This window comes from Bacteroides sp. ZJ-18 (genome assembly GCF_011038705.2).
In the GTDB taxonomy this organism is placed as follows: Bacteria; Bacteroidota; Bacteroidia; order Bacteroidales; family Bacteroidaceae; genus Bacteroides; species Bacteroides hominis.
Genome location: NZ_CP072198.1, coordinates 979,645 through 999,177, shown reverse-complemented (window position 1 = coordinate 999,177; position 19,533 = coordinate 979,645). Strand labels below are relative to the sequence as shown.

Below are 19,533 nucleotides of genomic sequence, written 5' to 3'. Positions count from 1 at the left end.
CTCCCGTATTTTAAAAAAGGAAATGAAGAAACTCTAAACTTTTGGTATAACTTCTTCTTAATAGTTAACAGGTACAAGAATATAATTGACTACCGTCAAAATGACAGTTTCCCCACTTATCAATGGTCTTGTAGCAACGTCCTACTCCATCAGAACACGTACGGGAGCAAGTGATAGTAGCACCACCCTCAGTATCGCCTGCCAATGCTTCGACATTAGCCATCACCAAGTCTGAAACTATTTTCTCTGTTTTCTGTGACTGATATATATTGTAGCCTGCAAAAGTTGCGACTACAGCGACTATCAGGGCCGCGAAGATTTTCTTACTCATAATTTTCACACCTTTTTATGAGGTTAATAATTTTGTTGTTTCTTGTGTCTCTTTTTCGGGGAATCACCCACCCGCAGAAAAAGTAAATGATGCACCTACTGATTCTTACTTAAATTCATTACCTTTGTAACCTATAAACCTCCTTTCTTTTGAAGGTTTTTCCGGGAGTGGACGATTCTAAACTTTTCCAGAGCATGCATCGTTCCACTCCCTTCCCAACCCAATTAAATATTTAATATCCTTTAAATATATATTTCACACCACTATGATTAACAGGACAATCCAAAGAGCCTACACCTATACAAGAAATATGTGTATATTCCTCACCTTCAGCCAATGCTTCAACATTCTGTAATGACAAAGAATCCAACTTATAAGATTGCTCTCTGAAATACGAGAATACAGCCAATACGAAAATGGCAAAACAGCCAATTGCTTTTAAATACTTTTTCATATACTCGGTTGTTTTAGTAACACATAACAAATATAGACGATTTCTTCTGTCTATTAAGAAAACATTCCTTACTAAAACTTACAAGTTGAAAATCAATAAAATGCCCCCTTACCAGAACTTATATCAAAAGAGTTCTCTCTGCGAGAAGTCATCACTCTTCTTAGGCAGCACCAACTGATACCCACCTTCATTTTCCATTTTTATGATAACACGAGTAGGCGCTAAAGCTTTACGCAAACGAGAAACAGCCGTCCATAAACGATTCTTATCCTTTCGACGATCAGCCCACATCATTTCAAGCAGTTCTTCATATGATAGTTTATTTTCAGAGGCCTCTAAAAAAAGGAGTAAAAGCCGGCTACCCTGAGCATCCAGTTTTATCCGGTTTCCGGCACAATCCAAAATATGATTTCGAGGATCAAAAGTCAACCCTGAACAGAGTTTATAAATGACTAATTCTTCACCAAACATTTCTTTTATTTTTCTCAGTTCTGCTATTTGCAGTTCGCATGCAGCCAACTTTTGTTGAAGCTCTCCCCGGTCTATCTTTTCCTTTTCCAATTTATCGGAAAGCATCGTTATTTGGAGCATACCCTCTTGACATTCCTTTGCAAGAATACTTTGCTGTTCTTTGCTACGTTTCTTCTCTACTGACAATATTTCAATCTGAGCTTCTTTTTGTTTATGCTTCTCCCGTAGATCACTCAGTTCTCTTATCCGCATTTTTTCTTCTTGTTGAAGCAAATTCAATTGTTGTTCATATTGCCTGCGTTTCTCTTCTAAATCTTGATACCGCTCTCTCTCCTTCTCCAGCCTTTCCTTTAGAAGCTCTTCTTCAACCTCCGAATCAGACAAACGTTTTTTCACCTTATACACATAGTAGAAAAAAGCAATAAGTATAAAAGTCACTCCAACAATAAGGACAAATGAAGAAGAAGAGTATCGAATCACCGACCAACAAGTAGAAGATAAAAAACCGGCAACCTCTACCTCACACTCGTTCCCGACATAGGCAATCCAAATGGGCGATACAAAACAATCATTGTCACAACTCCCTTCAGAACGAATACATTTACTTGAATCGACAGTAACTACCTGTACAGAGGTTTTAGCAACAATATGCCGCATTCTCAAACTATCTGCCCAAATCCGATTCAAAGTATCAGCAGAAAGCTGCTTCTCCATACAAACAACAGAATGCAAAGAACGCTCATTAAAATCAGAAGATATATTTTTCAAATCCTTTTTTACATCTACAACATAATCTTTTGTACCAAACTCAGTTTTCACAGAAAGTCTGGTCCAAGGAGCCGTTGCACCCGATACATTCATAGACACACATGGTAGATCCAGTTCCCTTTCCATTCGCAGCATTTCACCTTTTAATGCCTGTATGAATAGATTTTTTGATTCCACACACATCATCTCATTACTTCTCTGATAGAAATAACAACCTATTAATAAAGCTACCAATAGTATCCCTCCAATACCCCAAATTAGTTTTATCGGCCTCATATCTAATTCTCTATTTATACAAATATCGTGTATTTATTTCTGGTTTTAAAGAAAATAAAGAAAAATTTCAAGACAATAAATTCCCCAATAGCATAAACGTATCAAAGCGCATCAAACAGACTACGTATCATTCATTCTTTATTTACTCGCATCCTGTTTGGGTGATATACCCAAAACCACTACCTTTGCACCCTCAAAACCCAAACAAAAGCGACTGATGAAATACAAACTCCTCGTACTCGACTTGGACGGAACACTGACCAACGCTAAAAAAGAGATAACTCCACGCAACCGAGAAGCACTGATACGTGTACAACAACAGGGTGTGAAACTGATACTTGCATCGGGACGTCCTACCTTCGGCATTGCACCCTTGGCCAACGAACTGCGCATGAAGGAGTTCGGCGGATTTATCCTCTCCTATAACGGCGGAGAAATTATCGACTGGAGTACCGGAGAGATCGTTTATGCCAATGTATTGCCGGACGAAGTGATACCTCGGCTATACGAATGCGCCACACGCAACCAACTCCCTATCCTGACTTACGACCGGCAATATATCATCACTGAATATCCCGATGACGTGTATGTCCGGAAAGAGGCTTTCCTCAATAAAATGCAGATATATCCGTCCAAGGATTTTCTGAAAGATATCCGTCTGCCGCTTCCTAAGTGCTTGATTGTGGGTGAGCCACATCGTCTGATTCCCATTGAAGCCGAACTTTCGGTAGAACTGCAAGGTCAACTGAGTGTTTACCGCTCGGAGCCCTTCTTCCTCGAACTGGTGCCACAGGGAATAGACAAGGCACAATCTTTATCTGTCTTACTTAACAAGCTGAACATGAACCGGGAAGAGATGGTGGCTGTAGGCGACGGCTACAACGATCTTTCAATGATTCAATTTGCCGGATTGGGTGTAGCCATGGGCAATGCACAGGAACCGGTAAAGAAAGCCGCCGACTACATTACCCTTAGCAACGAGGAGGACGGTGTAGCTGCGGTCGTAAACAAGTTCTTTACAAAAGCACCCGAGAAGGGGGAGACAACAGTTTAAACACAGAAATTAATAAGAAAGCAAGTTGATTTCTCCATGATATTAACGCGTTATATATAAGTATATTATCATTCATCATACTAAACTTATCTCAGCCCGTATACCCGGGCCGGTGGGCCCGGATATACGGGCTCATGGGCACAGGTATGCGGGCTTATGGGCCCGGGCATGCGGGCTTATGGGCCCGGGCATGCGGGACGAGATAAAGTCCGGACCATTTTCACTAAAGATACTAAGGAAAAGGAAATGCTTTAAACGGCATAAACAGATAGATAACACACTATATACAATTACAGATCAATACCTTATCCATCAAAAACAGTGGGTGGAAGATGGAAGATAAAGGTGGAAGATAAACGGCTTGAAAACGCTATCTTCCACCCATTCATTTCGTTGATAATTAGACAAATAAACAGAAAAAGGTGGAAGATGGAAGATCGGAATGCATTTTTCGTATGAGTGGCCCGATCTTACATCAGACACATATACTTACAGAGAATAATCCGGCAGAACACGTCCCAATTCAAATTATTTATTCTAACTTTGTGGTTTAAAACAGAATAAATCTCAAACGTTATGGAACATCAACTGACGATTTACAACACTTTAGATAGAAAAAAAGAGCTGTTTGTGCCTTTGCACGCTCCACATGTGGGCATGTATGTCTGCGGACCGACGGTATATGGCGATGCACATCTGGGACATGCCCGTCCGGCCATCACGTTCGACGTACTCTTCCGTTATCTCACCCGGTTGGGTTATAAAGTGCGATACGTGCGTAACATCACCGACGTAGGCCACCTGGAACATGACGCAGACGAAGGGGAAGATAAAATTGCCAAGAAAGCCCGTTTGGAACAACTGGAACCCATGGAAGTAGTGCAATACTACCTGAACCGGTACCATAAAGCCATGGAGGCACTGAACGTACTTCCCCCCAGCATTGAACCACATGCCTCGGGACATATCATCGAGCAGATCGAATTGGTAAAAAAGATTCTGGATGCCGGCTATGCATACGAAAGCCAGGGTTCGGTATACTTCGATGTAGCCAAATACAATAAAGACTACCATTATGGTAAACTCTCGGGACGCAATCTGGACGATGTACTGAATACAACCCGCGAACTGGACGGACAGGAAGAAAAACATAATCCTGCCGACTTTGCCCTTTGGAAGCGGGCACAACCGGAACACATCATGCGCTGGCCTTCGCCATGGGGTGACGGTTTCCCCGGCTGGCATGCCGAGTGTACAGCCATGGGACGTAAGTATCTGGGCGAACACTTCGACATTCACGGAGGAGGCATGGACCTTATCTTCCCGCACCACGAATGCGAAATCGCACAGTCGGTAGCTTCACAGGGTGACGATATGGTTCACTACTGGATGCACAACAACATGATCACCATCAACGGCACCAAGATGGGCAAGAGTCTCGGAAACTTCATCACGCTGGATGAATTCTTCAGCGGCTCACACAAATTGCTGACTCAGGCTTACAGCCCGATGACCATACGATTCTTTATCTTGCAGGCACACTACCGCAGTCCGGTGGATTTCAGCAACGAAGCATTACAGGCAGCAGAAAAAGGACTGAGCCGACTGATGGAAGCAGTGGATGGTTTGGAGAAAATCACTCCTGCAGCTACTTCGAACGTCGACGTAAAAAGCTTGCGCACGAAATGTTTTGAAGCGATGAATGATGACTTGAACACTCCGATTGTGATTTCACATCTCTTTGACGGAGCCAAGATGATCAATAATATCATTGCCGGAAACAATACCATCTCTGCCGATGACCTGAAAGAACTGAAAGAAGTATTCCATACATTCTGCTTCGATATCCTGGGCCTGAAAGAAGAAATCGGCTCGTCGGACGGACGTGAAGCCGCTTATGGGAAAGTGGTCGATATGCTGCTGGAACAGCGGGTGAAAGCAAAAGCTAACAAAGACTGGGCTACGAGTGACCTGATCCGCAACGAACTGACTGCACTGGGATTCGAAATTAAAGATACTAAGGACGGATTTGAGTGGAAACTGAATAAATAAAATCTCAGAAAATTATTTAAAAGCACCACAAAGGACGCGGAGGGAACAGGACTGATAACTTTTTCTGTATACTCCGCGTCCTTTTGTAATAAATCGGAACAGATATTAAAATGACAGCACAAGAATTCTTTAAAAATGACCTTTTTGCCACCAACGCAGGTGTAGAGTTGATTGAAATAAGGGAAGGATACAGTAAAGCAAAACTGGAAATCAAGCCCGAACATCTGAATGCAGGACAACGGACACAGGGAGGTGCCATCTTTACTCTGGCTGACCTGGCACTGGCAGCGGCAGCCAATTCACACGGCACACTGGCCTTCTCCCTTTCTTCCAACATCACCTTCTTACGGGCCAGCGGACCGGGCGACACGCTTTATGCCGAAGCACGAGAACGCTATACAGGACGCAGCACGGGTTACTATCAGATAGATGTAACCGATCAGGAAGGCAGGTTGATAGCCACCTTTGAGTCAAGCGTATTCCGAAAAAAAGACGAAGTTCCGTTTACTTTGTAATGATAGAGGTCTGGGGATGACGGTAACCGCTGACACTCCGCAGGAATGCTTTGGCCGAACCAAAGTTAAGGTGCATATCTAACCGTACCGGAAGATGATTCCGGTCGTCTGTTACATAAAACGTTATAACCTCTTTCTCCTTTCCCTTTTTATTGTACTCTACCAGTGAGAATATCAGACAGCGATAGGTCGTATCGTTTTCGGCAGTAATCTTCTTGATACCCCTGTAAATGAGGGTCTGCTCCTCTACCTTACGCCCTGTCGCCATCGGAAACTGAATACGTTGGCCGACGGTGTAATCTTTCGGATCGAACGAACGGGCCTGCGCCAGAATACTCAACATATCATAAATACACCGGGTATCGCTTTGCTCTGTCTCTGTGACACTCCCATCTTTACGCACCCGTTTCTGGTTGACGTAGCACATCCCGTTCCGGAAAGAAAAACGGGCTTCATCAACGGTATAACGTTTTCCTTCTTCGGCACCTTTCCTGAAATAACGTGGCTCGAGTTTCTCCGTCATGACACTCGTTAAGGTGTCCCGCATCTTAAAAAAGAAATCGGCTTCCTTACTGCTGATGGCCAGCAGATTGACCCGATAGGCAGGTTCGGAATGATACGTTGTGGAATTGGTAGTCAGACTGGCCAAGCCTACTTTCTTCCAGATGAATTTCCAGTTGAAATAGAGTTCGTACATGACGTGCTCACCGGATTTAAACGCATCGTTTTTCGCTTCACATTGTGCGTTACCCGACAATGGGAAAGCAAAAAGCAGAGCAATAATAAGACATACCAACTCTTTCCGCCTAATTGTTACGGCGGTTACGGTTAGCATTTTGACTATCTCGGGTCTTTTTCTTCTTGTCTTCATCTGGTTTCTGTTTTTTAAGTTCGTCCGGCTTTTGCTTATCCAGAGACACAGCCGTCACATTCCAGTCCTGAGTGGCATCCCAGTTCGCTTTAAATTCAATGATATGCGGATAGTAGTATACCATCTCCGGCTGTATACCCTTTTCGTAGTCACCGGGATCCCATACTCCGTTACCGTTGGTGTCATTAATCAACCGGGCTCCATATTTGCCGGGATTCAGATAATAGAACTCCGCCCTCCCGTCAACCACCGGACGCCGTCGAAGCACTTTATCCTGATTATCCAACAGTTCGACAAAAGCAATAGAATCTGCTCCGGTTATATTGAGGAACACGTTACCATATTCTTCGATCTGGCGAACCTTGAAAGCTTGTTTTATTTTATTGGTAAACAAGCCATAAATACCATGAAAAGCTGTAGAGTCAACGGCAAACTCATACTCTCCTCCGGGTTCCCAGTCATAATAGAGATTATAGCGGCGCACATCCAGTGAATCATGTTCGAACTCAAAAGAAACATCCGTCCATATCGTATCTACCTTCTGTCGAAGATGGATAGCGGCACTGTCAAAGCGCGCGACCGGTTCTTCGAAAGTCAGGGTAATATAATCGAATACGTCCATAGATGAAGGCGCGTGAGTATTTACCGACAAAAACTTGGTAGGTTCGGGCTCATCGTCTTTCTTCTTTTTCTTTTTAGGTTCTTCTTTCTTCACTTTCTTCGCAGCCAACCTCAGCGTATCTGTACGTGGGACCAACTGATTTAACGTATCTGTGTACAAATAGTTCAAACTCAACGTAAGCGTATCCTGCTTATAGAGCAACGAGTCGCGTATCCAATAATGGATAGTATCGTTACGGAATGTTTTTTCTACAATAAAAGCGTCCTTTTCATCGAAGTTCAGTCCTTTCAGTACAGGTAAAGAGTCCGCCGGAGCCGAAAAATACAAAGAAAACTTTTGGGGAGTAAGGCGTTCACTCTTAACCAGATATTGTGAAACAGAAGGTGTTTTGAACGAACGGAGCACAATATTATCGGGCAGGTAATAAGTATACTTCTGTTCAACAATAGTATCGATAGTCAGTGAGTCGACCCATGTGGTATCCTGACGTATCCTCTCTTCAAAGCGGGGAATAATCAATGAATCATTGAAAGCTACAGCTTCGGCTTTCTGATTATAAAAAAAGTTCTGATCGGCATCCATCAAACCGAAAATACGATATTTACCCGGTGCAACTCCACGAATCGTAAAATGCCCACGACTATCGGTGCGAGCCACACGATCAAAAGGTAATTTGGTAAAAGCCGAGTCATTCAGGTTGGAATGAAGCCCCACTAACATACCTTTTATAGGCTCCAGATCGGAAGCCTCAAGTAATGTGCCCGACACCTCCATCGTATCAATGGAAGCTCCCGTAGAGAACGTAAACGCAAAGTTACCAAGCGGGTTACCTTCATTGTTATCAACAATGGCATCGGAGAAATCGATAGTATAAGTTGTATTGGGTTTTAAAGAGTCGAGAAGATTTACGGTGATCCGCTTTCCTCCGGGTTTTATTTCGGGTTGTTGCAACTGGGGGGGCGAAACCACTACCTTTTCATTAGCCTTCTCGAGCTTAATGAACTCATCGAAATCAAGAACAATCTTTGACTTTTTATTATTTACAGCTCCTGCTGCCGGCGCACTGCCGATGAAACGGGGTGGCGTTTCATCAAAAGGTCCTCCATCCGGACGCCCCATACTGGCACAAGAATAAAGAGTAGCCATCAAAATAGCGACGCCCAACAGACTACGGATGAATCGTTTTTTTCTATGTATACTGTCTTTTAACATGCTGCAAAAATAAACCTTATCCATTAATTAATGCTATACTTTACACTAATTTATTCAAAAAGAGTCTGCTTGACAAGACAAAAAACGTATCTTTGACCAACAATTTACAAACCTAATAAGATTAACCCCATGAAAAGACAACTGCTGACTTGCTGCCTGGCGATATGTAGCCTCGCAACCATGGCTCAACATGACGAATGGAAAAACCCCGAAATTAATGCGGTAAACCGTGCACCGATGCACACCAATTACTTTGCTTACTCTTCAAGTGAAGAAGCAGCGAAAGCTGACAAAGAAAACTCAAGTAACTTTTTAACCCTGAACGGAATCTGGAACTTCAACTGGGTGAAAGATGCCGATGCACGTCCGACCGACTTCTACCGGACTGACTATAACGACAAAGGATGGGGACAAATGAAAGTTCCCGGTGTATGGGAAATGAACGGTTACGGTGATCCTATTTATGTGAATGTAGGTTATGCCTGGAGAAACCAATACAAAAACAATCCGCCTTTTGTACCCATAGAAAACAATCATGTAGGTTCATACCGGAAAGAGATCATCATCCCTGCCGAATGGTCAGGAAAAGAGATATTCGCTCACTTCGGCTCGGTAACCTCAAATATGTATTTATGGGTCAACGGTAAATATGTAGGCTATAGCGAGGACAGTAAGCTGGAAGCCGAATTTAACCTGACCAATTACCTGAAACCCGGTAAAAACCTGATCGCTTTCCAAGTATTCCGCTGGTGTGATGGAACATATCTGGAGGATCAGGACTTTTTCCGCTACTCCGGAGTAGGACGTGACTGCTACCTATACAGCCGCAATAAGAAATATATTCAGGACATTCGTGTAACGCCTGATTTGGACGCCAATTATACAAACGGTACACTGGATATAGCACTCAACCTAAACGGAAGCGGAACGGTAGAACTGAATCTGGCAGACCCGACAGGGAAAAACGTAGCCACAGCCCAAGTTAGCGGAAACGGTAAAAAGTCTGTTGGCATGAACGTAGACAATCCCGCAAAATGGACCGCAGAAACACCCAATTTATACACATTGACTGCAACATTGAAAAGTGGTAACAATACCACCTTGGAAGTGATCCCGGTCAAAATAGGTTTCCGCAAAATAGAACTGAAAGGCGGACAAATCCTGGTAAACGGTCAGCCGGTGCTTTTCAAAGGCGCCGACCGTCATGAAATAGATCCGGACGGCGGATATGTTGTTTCACGTGAGCGCATGCTGCAAGACATCTTACGAATGAAACAGCTGAACATCAATGCCGTGCGTACCTGTCACTATCCGGACGACAATCTGTGGTACGACCTTTGTGACCAATACGGCATTTACGTAGTGGCGGAAGCCAATGTAGAATCACACGGAATGGGATATGGCAAAGAGACACTTGCCAAAAATCCATCTTATAAAAAAGCACATCTGGAACGTAACCAACGCAACGTACAAAGAGGGTATAACCATCCTTCCATCATCTTCTGGTCTTTAGGGAACGAAGCCGGATACGGTCCGAACTTCGAACAATGCTACACATGGATCAAGAATGAAGACAAAACGCGTGCCGTACAATACGAACAGGCAGGCACCAATCAGTTCACAGACATTTTCTGCCCGATGTATTACGATTATGATGCCTGCAAGAAATATTGTGAAGGCAACATAGACAAACCCCTGATTCAGTGCGAATATGCCCACGCCATGGGTAACTCACAGGGTGGTTTCAAAGAATATTGGGATCTGATACGTAAATATCCGAAATACCAGGGCGGATTCATCTGGGACTTTGTTGACCAAGCCAACCACTGGAAGAATAAAGACGGTGTAGATATTTACGGATACGGCGGCGATTTCAATAAATATGACGCTTCGGACAATAACTTTAATAATAACGGTTTGATCAGTCCCGACCGCCGTCCGAATCCGCATGCCCATGAAGTAGGATATTTCTATCAGTCCATTTGGACCACTCCCGCAGACCTTGCCAAAGGAGAAATAAAAGTATATAATGAAAACTTCTTCCGCGACTTGTCTGCATACTATATGGAGTGGCAATTACTGGCAGACGGCGAAGTAATGCAAGCCGGAGTGATTCAGGACCTGAACGTGGCTCCACAGCAAACAGCTACCCTTAAACTGAATCTGAATACGGAAAATATCTGCCCATGCAAAGAACTGCTACTCAACGTTGCTTACAAACTGAAATCCGCCGAAACATTGATGCCGGCAGGAAGTACAGTGGCATATGACCAGTTGACCATCCGTCCGTACAAAGCCCAAACTCCGGAATTAAAGAACCGGAAGGCATCTAACATTGCCGTTCATGTACCGGTTATCAAAGATAACGATCATAACTACCTGATTGTAGAAGGTGAAAACTTCATTATTGAATTCAATAAACACAATGGCTATCTTTCTCGCTACGAAGCAGACGGTATACAGTTATTGAATCAGGGAGCCCAACTGACTCCCAACTTCTGGCGTGCTCCTACCGACAACGACTATGGGGCAGGATTGCAGCACCGGTATGCCGTATGGAAAAATCCGGGACTGAAGTTAACTTCTCTGAAACAGAATATTGAAAACGAGCAGGCGGTTATTCAGGCAGAATATGACATGAAAGCCGTAAAGGGTAAATTGTTCCTGACTTACGTCATCAACAATGAAGGCGCCATCAAAGTAACTCAAAAGATGGAAGCCGGCAAAGAAGAGAAAGTTTCTGATATGTTCCGCTTTGGCATGCAAATGCAAATGCCCGAGAACTTTAATGAAGTAGAATATTATGGCCGCGGTCCGATAGAAAATTACGCCGACCGTAATCACTCTACCATGCTTGGCAAATATCGCCAGACAGTTGCCGAACAATTCTATCCATATATCCGACCGCAGGAAACCGGAACCAAGACCGATTTACGTTGGTGGAGAGTATTGGACGTCAGCGGAAACGGCTTGCAGTTCGTAGGCGATACTCCTTTCTCTGCTTCTGCCCTGAACTACAGCATCGAATCTTTGGATGACGGAGCACAGAAAGACCAACGTCACTCTCCTGAAGTGCCGAAAGCTCCTTTCACCAATCTGTGCATTGACAAGGTGCAGATGGGATTAGGATGTGTCAACAGTTGGGGAACACTTCCGCTTGAAAAGTACCGTGTACCTTATCAGGATTATGAATTCAGTTTCATCCTGACACCTGTACGTCATAAAGTCAACATGTAAGGAATTAAAAAGAAACTCCTCAAAGCAACAATCAAACAGTGATCCGGAGTGTTCCGGATCACTGTTTTTATATATACCTTTCCCGCTCCGCTTATGCAGTCTTTCCAACGAGAATGACAGATACCTTTTGACAGCTTTTTACGCAACACCTATATTAATTAGAGAAAAACATAGTTAAAAAACAGCTATTCAAAGAACATCAAGATGGAAAAAAGAGTACTTTTGCGCAGAAAACTGATTAAGTACATTCGGTTTTCTCTCCCTTATCATTGAAGGGTTAGCACGATAAATCACATTACCACAAAATGGACATCATTATAAATTGAATATAAAGAAGGTATGAAAAGTAAAATTGTTTTATTTGCATTTTGTTTAGCCCTCCTGTCGAGTTGCGGCAAAAAGGGATTTGACCTGAGCGGGGGAACCCCGGAATGCGCAGTACAGGTGCTGCAACCCACTACAGTAAATCTGAAGAGTTCCTATCCGGCCACTATCAAAGGTAAACAAGACGTAGAAATCCGTCCGCAAGTATCGGGATTCATCACAAAAGTTTGCGTAGACGAAGGTTCTATGGTACGCAAAGGACAGATATTGTTCATCATCGACCCGGTACAATATGAAGCCGCTGTCCGTTCGGCCAAAGCAGCTGTAGCTACTGCAAAAGCCGGAGTGAACACACAAGAAATCACAGTGAACAACAAACGTGAATTAAATAAAAAGAATATCATCAGTGATTACGACCTGGCGATGGCAGAAAACTCTCTGGCATCTGCCAAAGCACAACTGGCTTCCGCACAGGCACAACTGATAAGTGCAGAACAAAATTTAACCTTCACCAATGTAAAAAGCCCTTCAGATGGTATTGTCAACACAATTCCTTATCGTCTGGGAAGCCTTGTCAGCCCTTCTATCCAAACTCCGCTGACCATCGTTTCGGACATTAACGAAATGTATGTCTACTCTTCACTGACTGAAAAAGATCTATTGGCACTGGTACGTAAAGACGGTTCTCAGATTTCAGCTGTAGAGTCTTATCCGGAGGTAGGGCTTGAACTATCGGACGGAACCACCTACGCCGATAAAGGTAAAATGTCCACCATTAGTGGTGTCATCAACCAAAATACCGGAGCAGTAAGTATTCGGGCCACTTTCCCTAACAAAGAACATTTGCTGAGAAGCGGTGGTATGGCCAACCTGATCGTACCCTATCATCTGGAAAATGCAATTGTTATTCCGCAAAAAGCTACAACGGAAATACAAGACAAGAAATTTGCTTTCGTGTTGCAGCCGGACAATACTGTAAAGATGACTGAAATAAATGTTTTCAATGTGGATAACGGACACGATTACGTAGTGACTTCCGGCTTGAAAGCCGGTGAAAAAGTGGTCTTGGATAATGCCAGCACCCTGAAAGACGGACAAGCAATCAAACCAGTTACTCCGGAACAGGCTAAAGCCAACTTCCAACAAGCACTTGAAGAGAAAAAACAAGGAAAATAAAATCAGCATAGCAAGTTAAATATGAAACTAGATAGATTTATTAATCGTCCGGTACTATCTACGGTGATCTCCATCGTTATAGTAATCTTGGGTATTCTGGGCTTGATTTCGCTGCCTATTTCCCAATATCCGGATATTGCCCCACCTACGGTAAGCGTTTCGACCACTTATCAGGGTGCTAATGCACAAACGGTATTAAACAGTGTAGTCGCCCCGCTGGAGGAGCAAATCAACGGTGTGGAAAACATGATGTACATGAGTTCCACAGCAACCAATACCGGTGAAGCCCGTATTGACGTATACTTTAAACAAGGCACCGATCCGGATATGGCGGCGGTAAACGTTCAAAACCGCGTAGCCAAAGCACAAGGTCTGCTACCCGCCGAAGTAACCAAAGTAGGAGTCATCACTTCAAAACGGCAGACCAGTATGTTGCTGGTATTCTCTTTATATAGTTCCGACGACAAATACGATAACGAATTTCTGGAAAATTATGCCAAGATCAATCTGGTGCCGGAAGTGCAGCGCGTACCGGGTGTAGGTGACGCCATGGTGCTTGGTGCAGACTATTCAATGCGTATCTGGCTGAAACCGGATATCATGGCCCAATATCACCTGATGCCTACCGATGTTTCCGCAGCGTTGGCCGAACAGAACATTGAGGCTGCTCCGGGAGCATTCGGTGAAGAGGGTAACCAGACTTTTCAATATACTCTGAGATACAAGGGGCGCCTGCAAAGTCAAGAAGAATTTGAGAATATTGTAATCCGTGCTACTGAAGACGGACAGGTACTTCGACTGAAAGACATCGCCAGTGTAGAATTGGGACGTCTGACTTACGGATTTACCAATAAAGTGAACGGGCATCCGGCAGTAACCATCATCGTATTCCAGACAGCCGGTTCGAATGCGACAGCTATTATCAACGACATCCTCGCCTTACTGGATAAGTCAGCTTCTACCTTCCCACCGGGCGTCAAAGTAAATGTATCACAGAATGCCAATGACTTCTTGTTCGCCTCTATTCATGAGGTAGTCAAGACATTGATCGAGGCATTTATTCTTGTATTCATTGTGGTATACATTTTCCTGCAGGATCTACGCTCTACATTGATTCCTGCTATCGCCATCCCGGTTGCATTGATCGGTACGTTCTTTGTCTTATATCTGATTGGGTTCAGTATCAACCTTCTGACACTATGTGCCATGGTACTTGCCATAGCGATTGTGGTCGATGATGCGATCGTCGTCGTGGAAGGCGTCCATGCAAAACTTGACCAAGGCTATAAATCAGCCCGTCTGGCTTCCATCGACGCCATGAATGAATTGGGAGGTGCCATCGTTTCTATCACATTGGTAATGATGTCTGTATTTATTCCGGTAAGTTTCATGTCCGGTACTTCCGGTACATTCTATCGCCAGTTCGGTCTGACAATGGCTATCGCTATTGCACTTTCGGCCTTGAATGCTTTGACATTGAGTCCTGCACTGTGTGCCATCCTACTGAAACCACACGATCCGAACAAAAAAGAAAAAGTGACGCTTGCCAAACGCTTCCATGCTTCATTCAATGCGGCATACGATACGATTTTGAAAAAATATAAGAAAAGGGTACTATTCTTCATCCAGAAACCTTGGCTTACAATCAGTGCGGTAGTAGCCGGCTTTGCCCTGATGATTTTCCTGATGAATATCACCCCGACCGGTTTGGTTCCGAATGAAGATACAGGTACCATCATGGCTGTTGTCGACATGCCCCCGGGTAGTTCTAAAGAACGTACCGAAGCGGTGATGCAACAGGTAGACAGCCTGATAGCTTCAGAGTCGGCAATCGACAGCCGTACGATGATTGTAGGCTATAGCTTCATAGCAGGACAGGGACCCAGCTACGGTTCATTTATTTGTAAACTGAAAAACTGGGATGAGCGATCCATCAAAGAACGTTCAGACTTTGTTTCGGGCATGTTATACCTCAAAGCTCGTGAAGTGATTAAAGACGCCCGTGTACTGTTGTTCGCTCCACCGATGATTCCGGGTTATAGTGTGTCCAACGGTTTTGAGATGAACCTACAGGATAAAACGGGAGGTAGCCTTGACAAATTCTATGAGGTGGCTCAGGATTTCATCTCTAAATTGCAGGCCCGTCCCGAAATTCAATCAGCGCAAACATCGTTCAATCCGAACTTCCCGCAATACATGATAGACATCGACGCAGCTGCCTGTAAGAAAGCCGGACTATCACCTAACGATATTCTGACCACTTTGCAAGGCTACTACGGTGGTTTGTATTCTTCAAACTTCAACCGCTTCGGTAAAATGTATCGCGTAATGATTCAAGCGGAACCGAACAGTCGCACCAACCTCGAGTCGCTGAAGTCAATCAAGATACGCAATGGTAACGAAATGGCGCCTATCACTCAGTTTATGAATATTAAGCGCATCTACGGACCGGATAATATCAAGCGATTCAACATGTTTACCGCTATGACCATCAACGGTTCTCCCGCTGACGGCTATAGTTCCGGTCAAGCCATCCAGGCAATGCAGGAAGTAGCCGAACAGACTTTACCTACAGGATATGGCTATGAATTCTCGGGTATGACCCGCGAAGAACAAAGTTCCAGTGGCAGCTCCACAGCTATGATCTTCGTTCTTTGCTTCGTATTCGTTTATTTGTTGCTGAGTGCCCAGTACGAAAGTTATATTTTACCATTGGCTGTATTGCTTTCTATTCCTTTCGGTCTGGCAGGCAGCTTCATCTTTGCCCACCTGATGGGATTGGCCAATAATATCATCCCTATTTTGGGAGCAGCTACCAACAACATTTATATGCAGATTGCATTGATTATGTTGATAGGTTTGTTAGCAAAGAATGCGATCCTGATTGTCGAATTTGCCCTCGACCGTCGTAAGATGGGTATGAGCATCACCTGGGCTGCCGTATTGGGAGCAGGTGCACGTCTCCGTCCTATTCTGATGACCTCTTTAGCAATGGTAGTAGGTTTGATTCCGTTGATGCTTGCCATGGGAGTAGGTGCCAATGGTAACCGTGCTTTGGGTACAGCTGCGGTAGGCGGTATGTTTATCGGTATGATATGCCAGATATTTGTGGTTCCTGCTTTGTTCGTTCTCTTCCAGTATTTACAGGAGAAGGTGAAACCTATCGAATGGGAAGACATCGATAATACAGATGCAGAAACAGAAATTGAACAATACGCTAAATAGGAATAAAGAAAAGAATATGAAGAAACAAATTATAGGTATGTTGTGTGCAACTGCTCTCCTGAGCAGCTGCCACATCTATAAATCATATGACAGACCTAAGGATATAGAAGCTTCCGGGCTTTACCGGGATACAGTATCTGTTGCCGATACTTTGGTATCCGATACTGCCAACTTCGGAAATCTGCCTTGGAGAGAGGTCTTCACAGATCCTCAGTTACAAGCGTTAATCGAACAGGGACTGACTCACAATACTGACCTGCTGACTGCCGCACTGAAAGTGAAAGAGGCACAGGCATCGCTGATGTCAGCCCGCTTGGCTTATGCTCCTTCACTCGGATTGTCACCACAAGGAACCATCAGCAGTTTCGACAAACATGCGGCAACGAAAACTTATTCACTGCCTGCAACTGCCAGTTGGGAGATCGATTTGTTCGGCAAACTGCTGAATGCCAAACGGGGTGCACAAGTAGCATTGTTACAAACGAAAGCATATCGCCAAGCTGTACAGACCCAGATCATCTCGGGAATTGCCAATACATACTACACGCTATTAATGCTCGACCGTCAGCTCGACATCACCGAACAGACCGCCGACATCATGAAACGTAATGTTGAAACTATGCAAGCTATGAAGGATGCCGCCATGTTCAACACGACCTCTGCCGGAGTGGAACAAAGCAAAGCTGCCTATGCACAAGTATTGGCCTCTATCCCGGCCATTCAGCAGAGTATCCGCGAAACCGAAAATGCCATGTCTATGCTGCTGGCACAGGCACCGCAGACTATTCAACGGGGAGTCCTTGAAGAACAGCAATTGCCGGAAGAGTTTTCAGTAGGTGTTCCTTTGCAGCTACTTTCTAACCGTCCGGATGTAAAAGCAGCCGAAATGGCTCTGGCCAGCACTTATTACAATGCAAACTCAGCCCGTGCCGCCTTCTATCCGCAGATCACAATCAGTGGGTCAGCCGGATGGACCAACAGTGCCGGTAGCGCCATTGTCAACCCGGGTAAACTGCTGGCCTCCGTACTTGGTTCACTTACTCAGCCGCTGTTCTACCGGGGTGCAAACATCGCCCGTCTGAAGATAGCCAAGGCACAACAGGAAGAAGCTAAACTGGCCTTCCAACAGAGTATACTGAATGCAGGAAGTGAAGTAAGCAATGCACTGTACCAGTATCAGAGTGCTTCCGAAAAAACGGCTTCCCGCAAAATGCAAGTGGAATCATCAGAGAAAGCATCTGAATATACAAAAGAATTGTTTAAATTAGGGACGTCTACTTATCTGGAGGTATTGTCGGCCGAACAATCTTTGCTCAGTGCCCGTTTATCTCAGGTAAACGATACTTTCGACCGGATGCAGGCTGTAGTAAGCCTTTATCAGGCATTAGGCGGCGGAAGAGAAGATTAACTTTAAATACAATACAATTATGATTAGTCCATTAGCATCGATAGCCCCCGGGGCAAAAATCGGTAAGAATGTCACCATTCAACCGTTCGCTTACATTGAAGATAATGTCGAAATAGGGGACGACTGCATCATTATGTCTTATGCCAGCATACTGAATGGTACGCAGCTGGGAAAAGGTAACAAAGTGCATCAACACGCCGTACTCGGAGCGGAGCCACAGGATTTCCATTACAAAGGAGAAGAAAGTTCACTGATCATCGGTGATAACAATCATATCCGCGAGAATGTAGTCATCAGCCGGGCCACTTTCGGCGGAAACGCCACAAAGATCGGCAACGGCAACTTCCTGATGGACAAGGTTCATGTCTGTCATGACGTACAAATCGGTGACAATTGCGTAGCCGGTATCGGTACTACAATTGCCGGAGAATGTGCCTTGGACGATTGCGTGATCCTGAGTGGAAACGTCACACTCCATCAATATTGCCATGTAGGACAATGGACGTTGATTCAGAGCGGTTGCCGCATATCAAAAGACGTACCTCCTTATGTTATTATGGCCGGAAATCCGGTAGAATATCACGGAGTAAACGCTGTAGTATTACAACAACATAAAAATACGAGCGAAAGGGTCTTGCGACATATTGCCAATGCTTACCGTTTGATCTATCAGGGCAATTTCAGCCTGCAGGATGCAGTACAAAAAATTGTAGACCAGGTTCCCATGAGCGAAGAGATAGAAAATATCGTTGCATTCGTCAAGGAGTCAAAACGTGGAATCGTAAAATAGGCACAATCATCTGCCGATAAAGAAAAGGTGTAGTCATCCTGGGATGGCTACACCTTTCTTTTATTATTTTCCATGCTTTTACACAGGCAGGTTCATTCTATTCAAACTCCAAGGTACCGAAGAAATCGGGACGATGGAAATCCGGTTTCTCTATTTTAATCGGATTCCATGAAAGGAAATGCGGGGTCTGCAATTCGTCTCCACATTTGTAGAAGTTCGCAGTAATCGTTTTTCCGTCCAGAGAAGTAATATTGTGTTTAAAGAATGCTGTATATGGAATGATCAGCGCCACTTCCCAGTTACACTCTTCAATGCGTTCATTGAACGGCTGGCGTCCCAGGCTGGCCCAACGCTTTACCTGATCCATCACTTCCTGAGAGGCACGCTCCCGGTCGTTACGTTCTGCTCCGGCACCTATAAGAATCGTCCCGATACAGTTGCATTCGATGTTATAATAAATACCGTCACCGGCAGGCACAGAAAAGAACTCCACGCAAGAGTCCGTCCACACAGACCCGTTGTCCTCTCCGTACTTAGCCCTCACACTGGCCTCTTTCACATTAAAGTGCAACAAAACAGCATCATCGCTATGGGCTATACGGAACTCCACTTTCGGACGATAAGGATAAGCTTCCCAATTCACATTATCAATAGTCTGGAAACCGATCTTTTCTTTATCCAGTAATTCGGGAAGTGCATCGACCTCCACATTAGCAATACTGATCTTTTTTACTTTCATGGTCTATT

At 44.4% G+C, this 19,533-nt stretch carries 14 protein-coding genes; 8 read left to right on the top strand and 6 right to left on the bottom strand.

The features are described from left to right. Positions 1-64: 64 nt before the first annotated feature. The 3 genes from G7Y45_RS04090 to G7Y45_RS04080 form a co-directional block, all read right to left on the bottom strand. Positions 65-331, bottom strand: coding sequence for an NVEALA domain-containing protein (locus G7Y45_RS04090; protein ID WP_032530735.1), 267 nt, complete (start codon positions 329-331; stop codon positions 65-67). 232 nt (positions 332-563) lie between these two features. Beyond that, positions 564-785 (bottom strand): NVEALA domain-containing protein, encoded by a 222-nt coding sequence (locus tag G7Y45_RS04085; protein WP_022011668.1) that lies wholly within the window; start codon positions 783-785, stop codon positions 564-566. A 123-nt stretch (positions 786-908) separates the two neighbouring features. Next, a complete protein-coding gene (locus tag G7Y45_RS04080) occupies positions 909-2,300 on the bottom strand; it encodes a winged helix-turn-helix domain-containing protein (protein WP_165015013.1) in 1,392 nt (463 codons plus the stop codon). A gap of 217 nt (positions 2,301-2,517) precedes the next feature. Here G7Y45_RS04080 and G7Y45_RS04075 point away from each other — a divergent pair, with 217 nt between their 5' ends. The 3 genes from G7Y45_RS04075 to G7Y45_RS04065 all read left to right on the top strand — a co-directional run bounded on the left by G7Y45_RS04075 (position 2,518) and on the right by G7Y45_RS04065 (position 5,921). After that, on the top strand, positions 2,518-3,354 hold the full coding sequence (locus G7Y45_RS04075) for a Cof-type HAD-IIB family hydrolase (RefSeq protein ID WP_165015016.1): 837 nt from the start codon (positions 2,518-2,520) through the stop codon (positions 3,352-3,354). 576 nt (positions 3,355-3,930) lie between these two features. Next, entirely contained in the window at positions 3,931-5,406 is a 1,476-nt protein-coding gene (gene cysS / locus G7Y45_RS04070; protein WP_005812284.1) for a cysteine--tRNA ligase, read from the top strand. 110 nt (positions 5,407-5,516) lie between these two features. Next, on the top strand, positions 5,517-5,921 hold the full coding sequence (locus G7Y45_RS04065) for a PaaI family thioesterase (RefSeq protein WP_005779558.1): 405 nt from the start codon (positions 5,517-5,519) through the stop codon (positions 5,919-5,921). Here G7Y45_RS04065 and G7Y45_RS04060 read toward each other — a convergent pair. Together G7Y45_RS04060 and G7Y45_RS04055 are read right to left on the bottom strand one after the other, a co-directional pair. Continuing rightward, positions 5,911-6,792: a DUF3108 domain-containing protein gene (locus G7Y45_RS04060; protein ID WP_032530739.1), complete on the bottom strand. Its 882-nt coding sequence runs from the start codon at positions 6,790-6,792 to the stop codon at positions 5,911-5,913. The two genes, G7Y45_RS04065 and G7Y45_RS04060, sit on opposite strands and share 11 nt — an antisense overlap. After that, complete coding sequence (locus G7Y45_RS04055) at positions 6,728-8,650, bottom strand: Ig-like domain-containing protein (RefSeq protein ID WP_005822637.1); 1,923 nt, start codon at positions 8,648-8,650, stop codon at positions 6,728-6,730. The genes G7Y45_RS04060 and G7Y45_RS04055 overlap by 65 nt, the downstream gene beginning before the upstream one ends. A 105-nt stretch (positions 8,651-8,755) precedes the next feature. Between G7Y45_RS04055 and G7Y45_RS04050 the strand changes: the two genes are divergently transcribed. From G7Y45_RS04050 to lpxA, 5 genes are all read left to right on the top strand, one after another. Beyond that, on the top strand, positions 8,756-11,863 hold the full coding sequence (locus G7Y45_RS04050) for a glycoside hydrolase family 2 TIM barrel-domain containing protein (RefSeq protein ID WP_165015019.1): 3,108 nt from the start codon (positions 8,756-8,758) through the stop codon (positions 11,861-11,863). A 339-nt stretch (positions 11,864-12,202) separates the two neighbouring features. Beyond that, a complete protein-coding gene (locus G7Y45_RS04045) occupies positions 12,203-13,363 on the top strand; it encodes an efflux RND transporter periplasmic adaptor subunit (protein ID WP_005812297.1) in 1,161 nt (386 codons plus the stop codon). A gap of 21 nt (positions 13,364-13,384) precedes the next feature. Continuing rightward, on the top strand, positions 13,385-16,588 hold the full coding sequence (locus tag G7Y45_RS04040; protein ID WP_005779563.1) for an efflux RND transporter permease subunit: 3,204 nt from the start codon (positions 13,385-13,387) through the stop codon (positions 16,586-16,588). Between the two features lie 16 nt (positions 16,589-16,604). Then, entirely contained in the window at positions 16,605-17,996 is a 1,392-nt protein-coding gene (locus G7Y45_RS04035; protein WP_005779564.1) for an efflux transporter outer membrane subunit, read from the top strand. Positions 17,997-18,015: 19 nt separating this feature from the next. After that, complete coding sequence (gene lpxA, locus G7Y45_RS04030) at positions 18,016-18,786, top strand: acyl-ACP--UDP-N-acetylglucosamine O-acyltransferase (protein WP_005779566.1); 771 nt, start codon at positions 18,016-18,018, stop codon at positions 18,784-18,786. A gap of 97 nt (positions 18,787-18,883) precedes the next feature. Here the strand turns inward: lpxA and G7Y45_RS04025 are convergent, their stop codons facing one another. Then, positions 18,884-19,525 carry a carbohydrate-binding family 9-like protein gene (locus G7Y45_RS04025; protein ID WP_005779568.1) on the bottom strand — a complete coding sequence of 214 codons (642 nt, stop codon included), beginning with the start codon at positions 19,523-19,525 and terminating at the stop codon, positions 18,884-18,886. Positions 19,526-19,533: the final 8 nt, after the last annotated feature.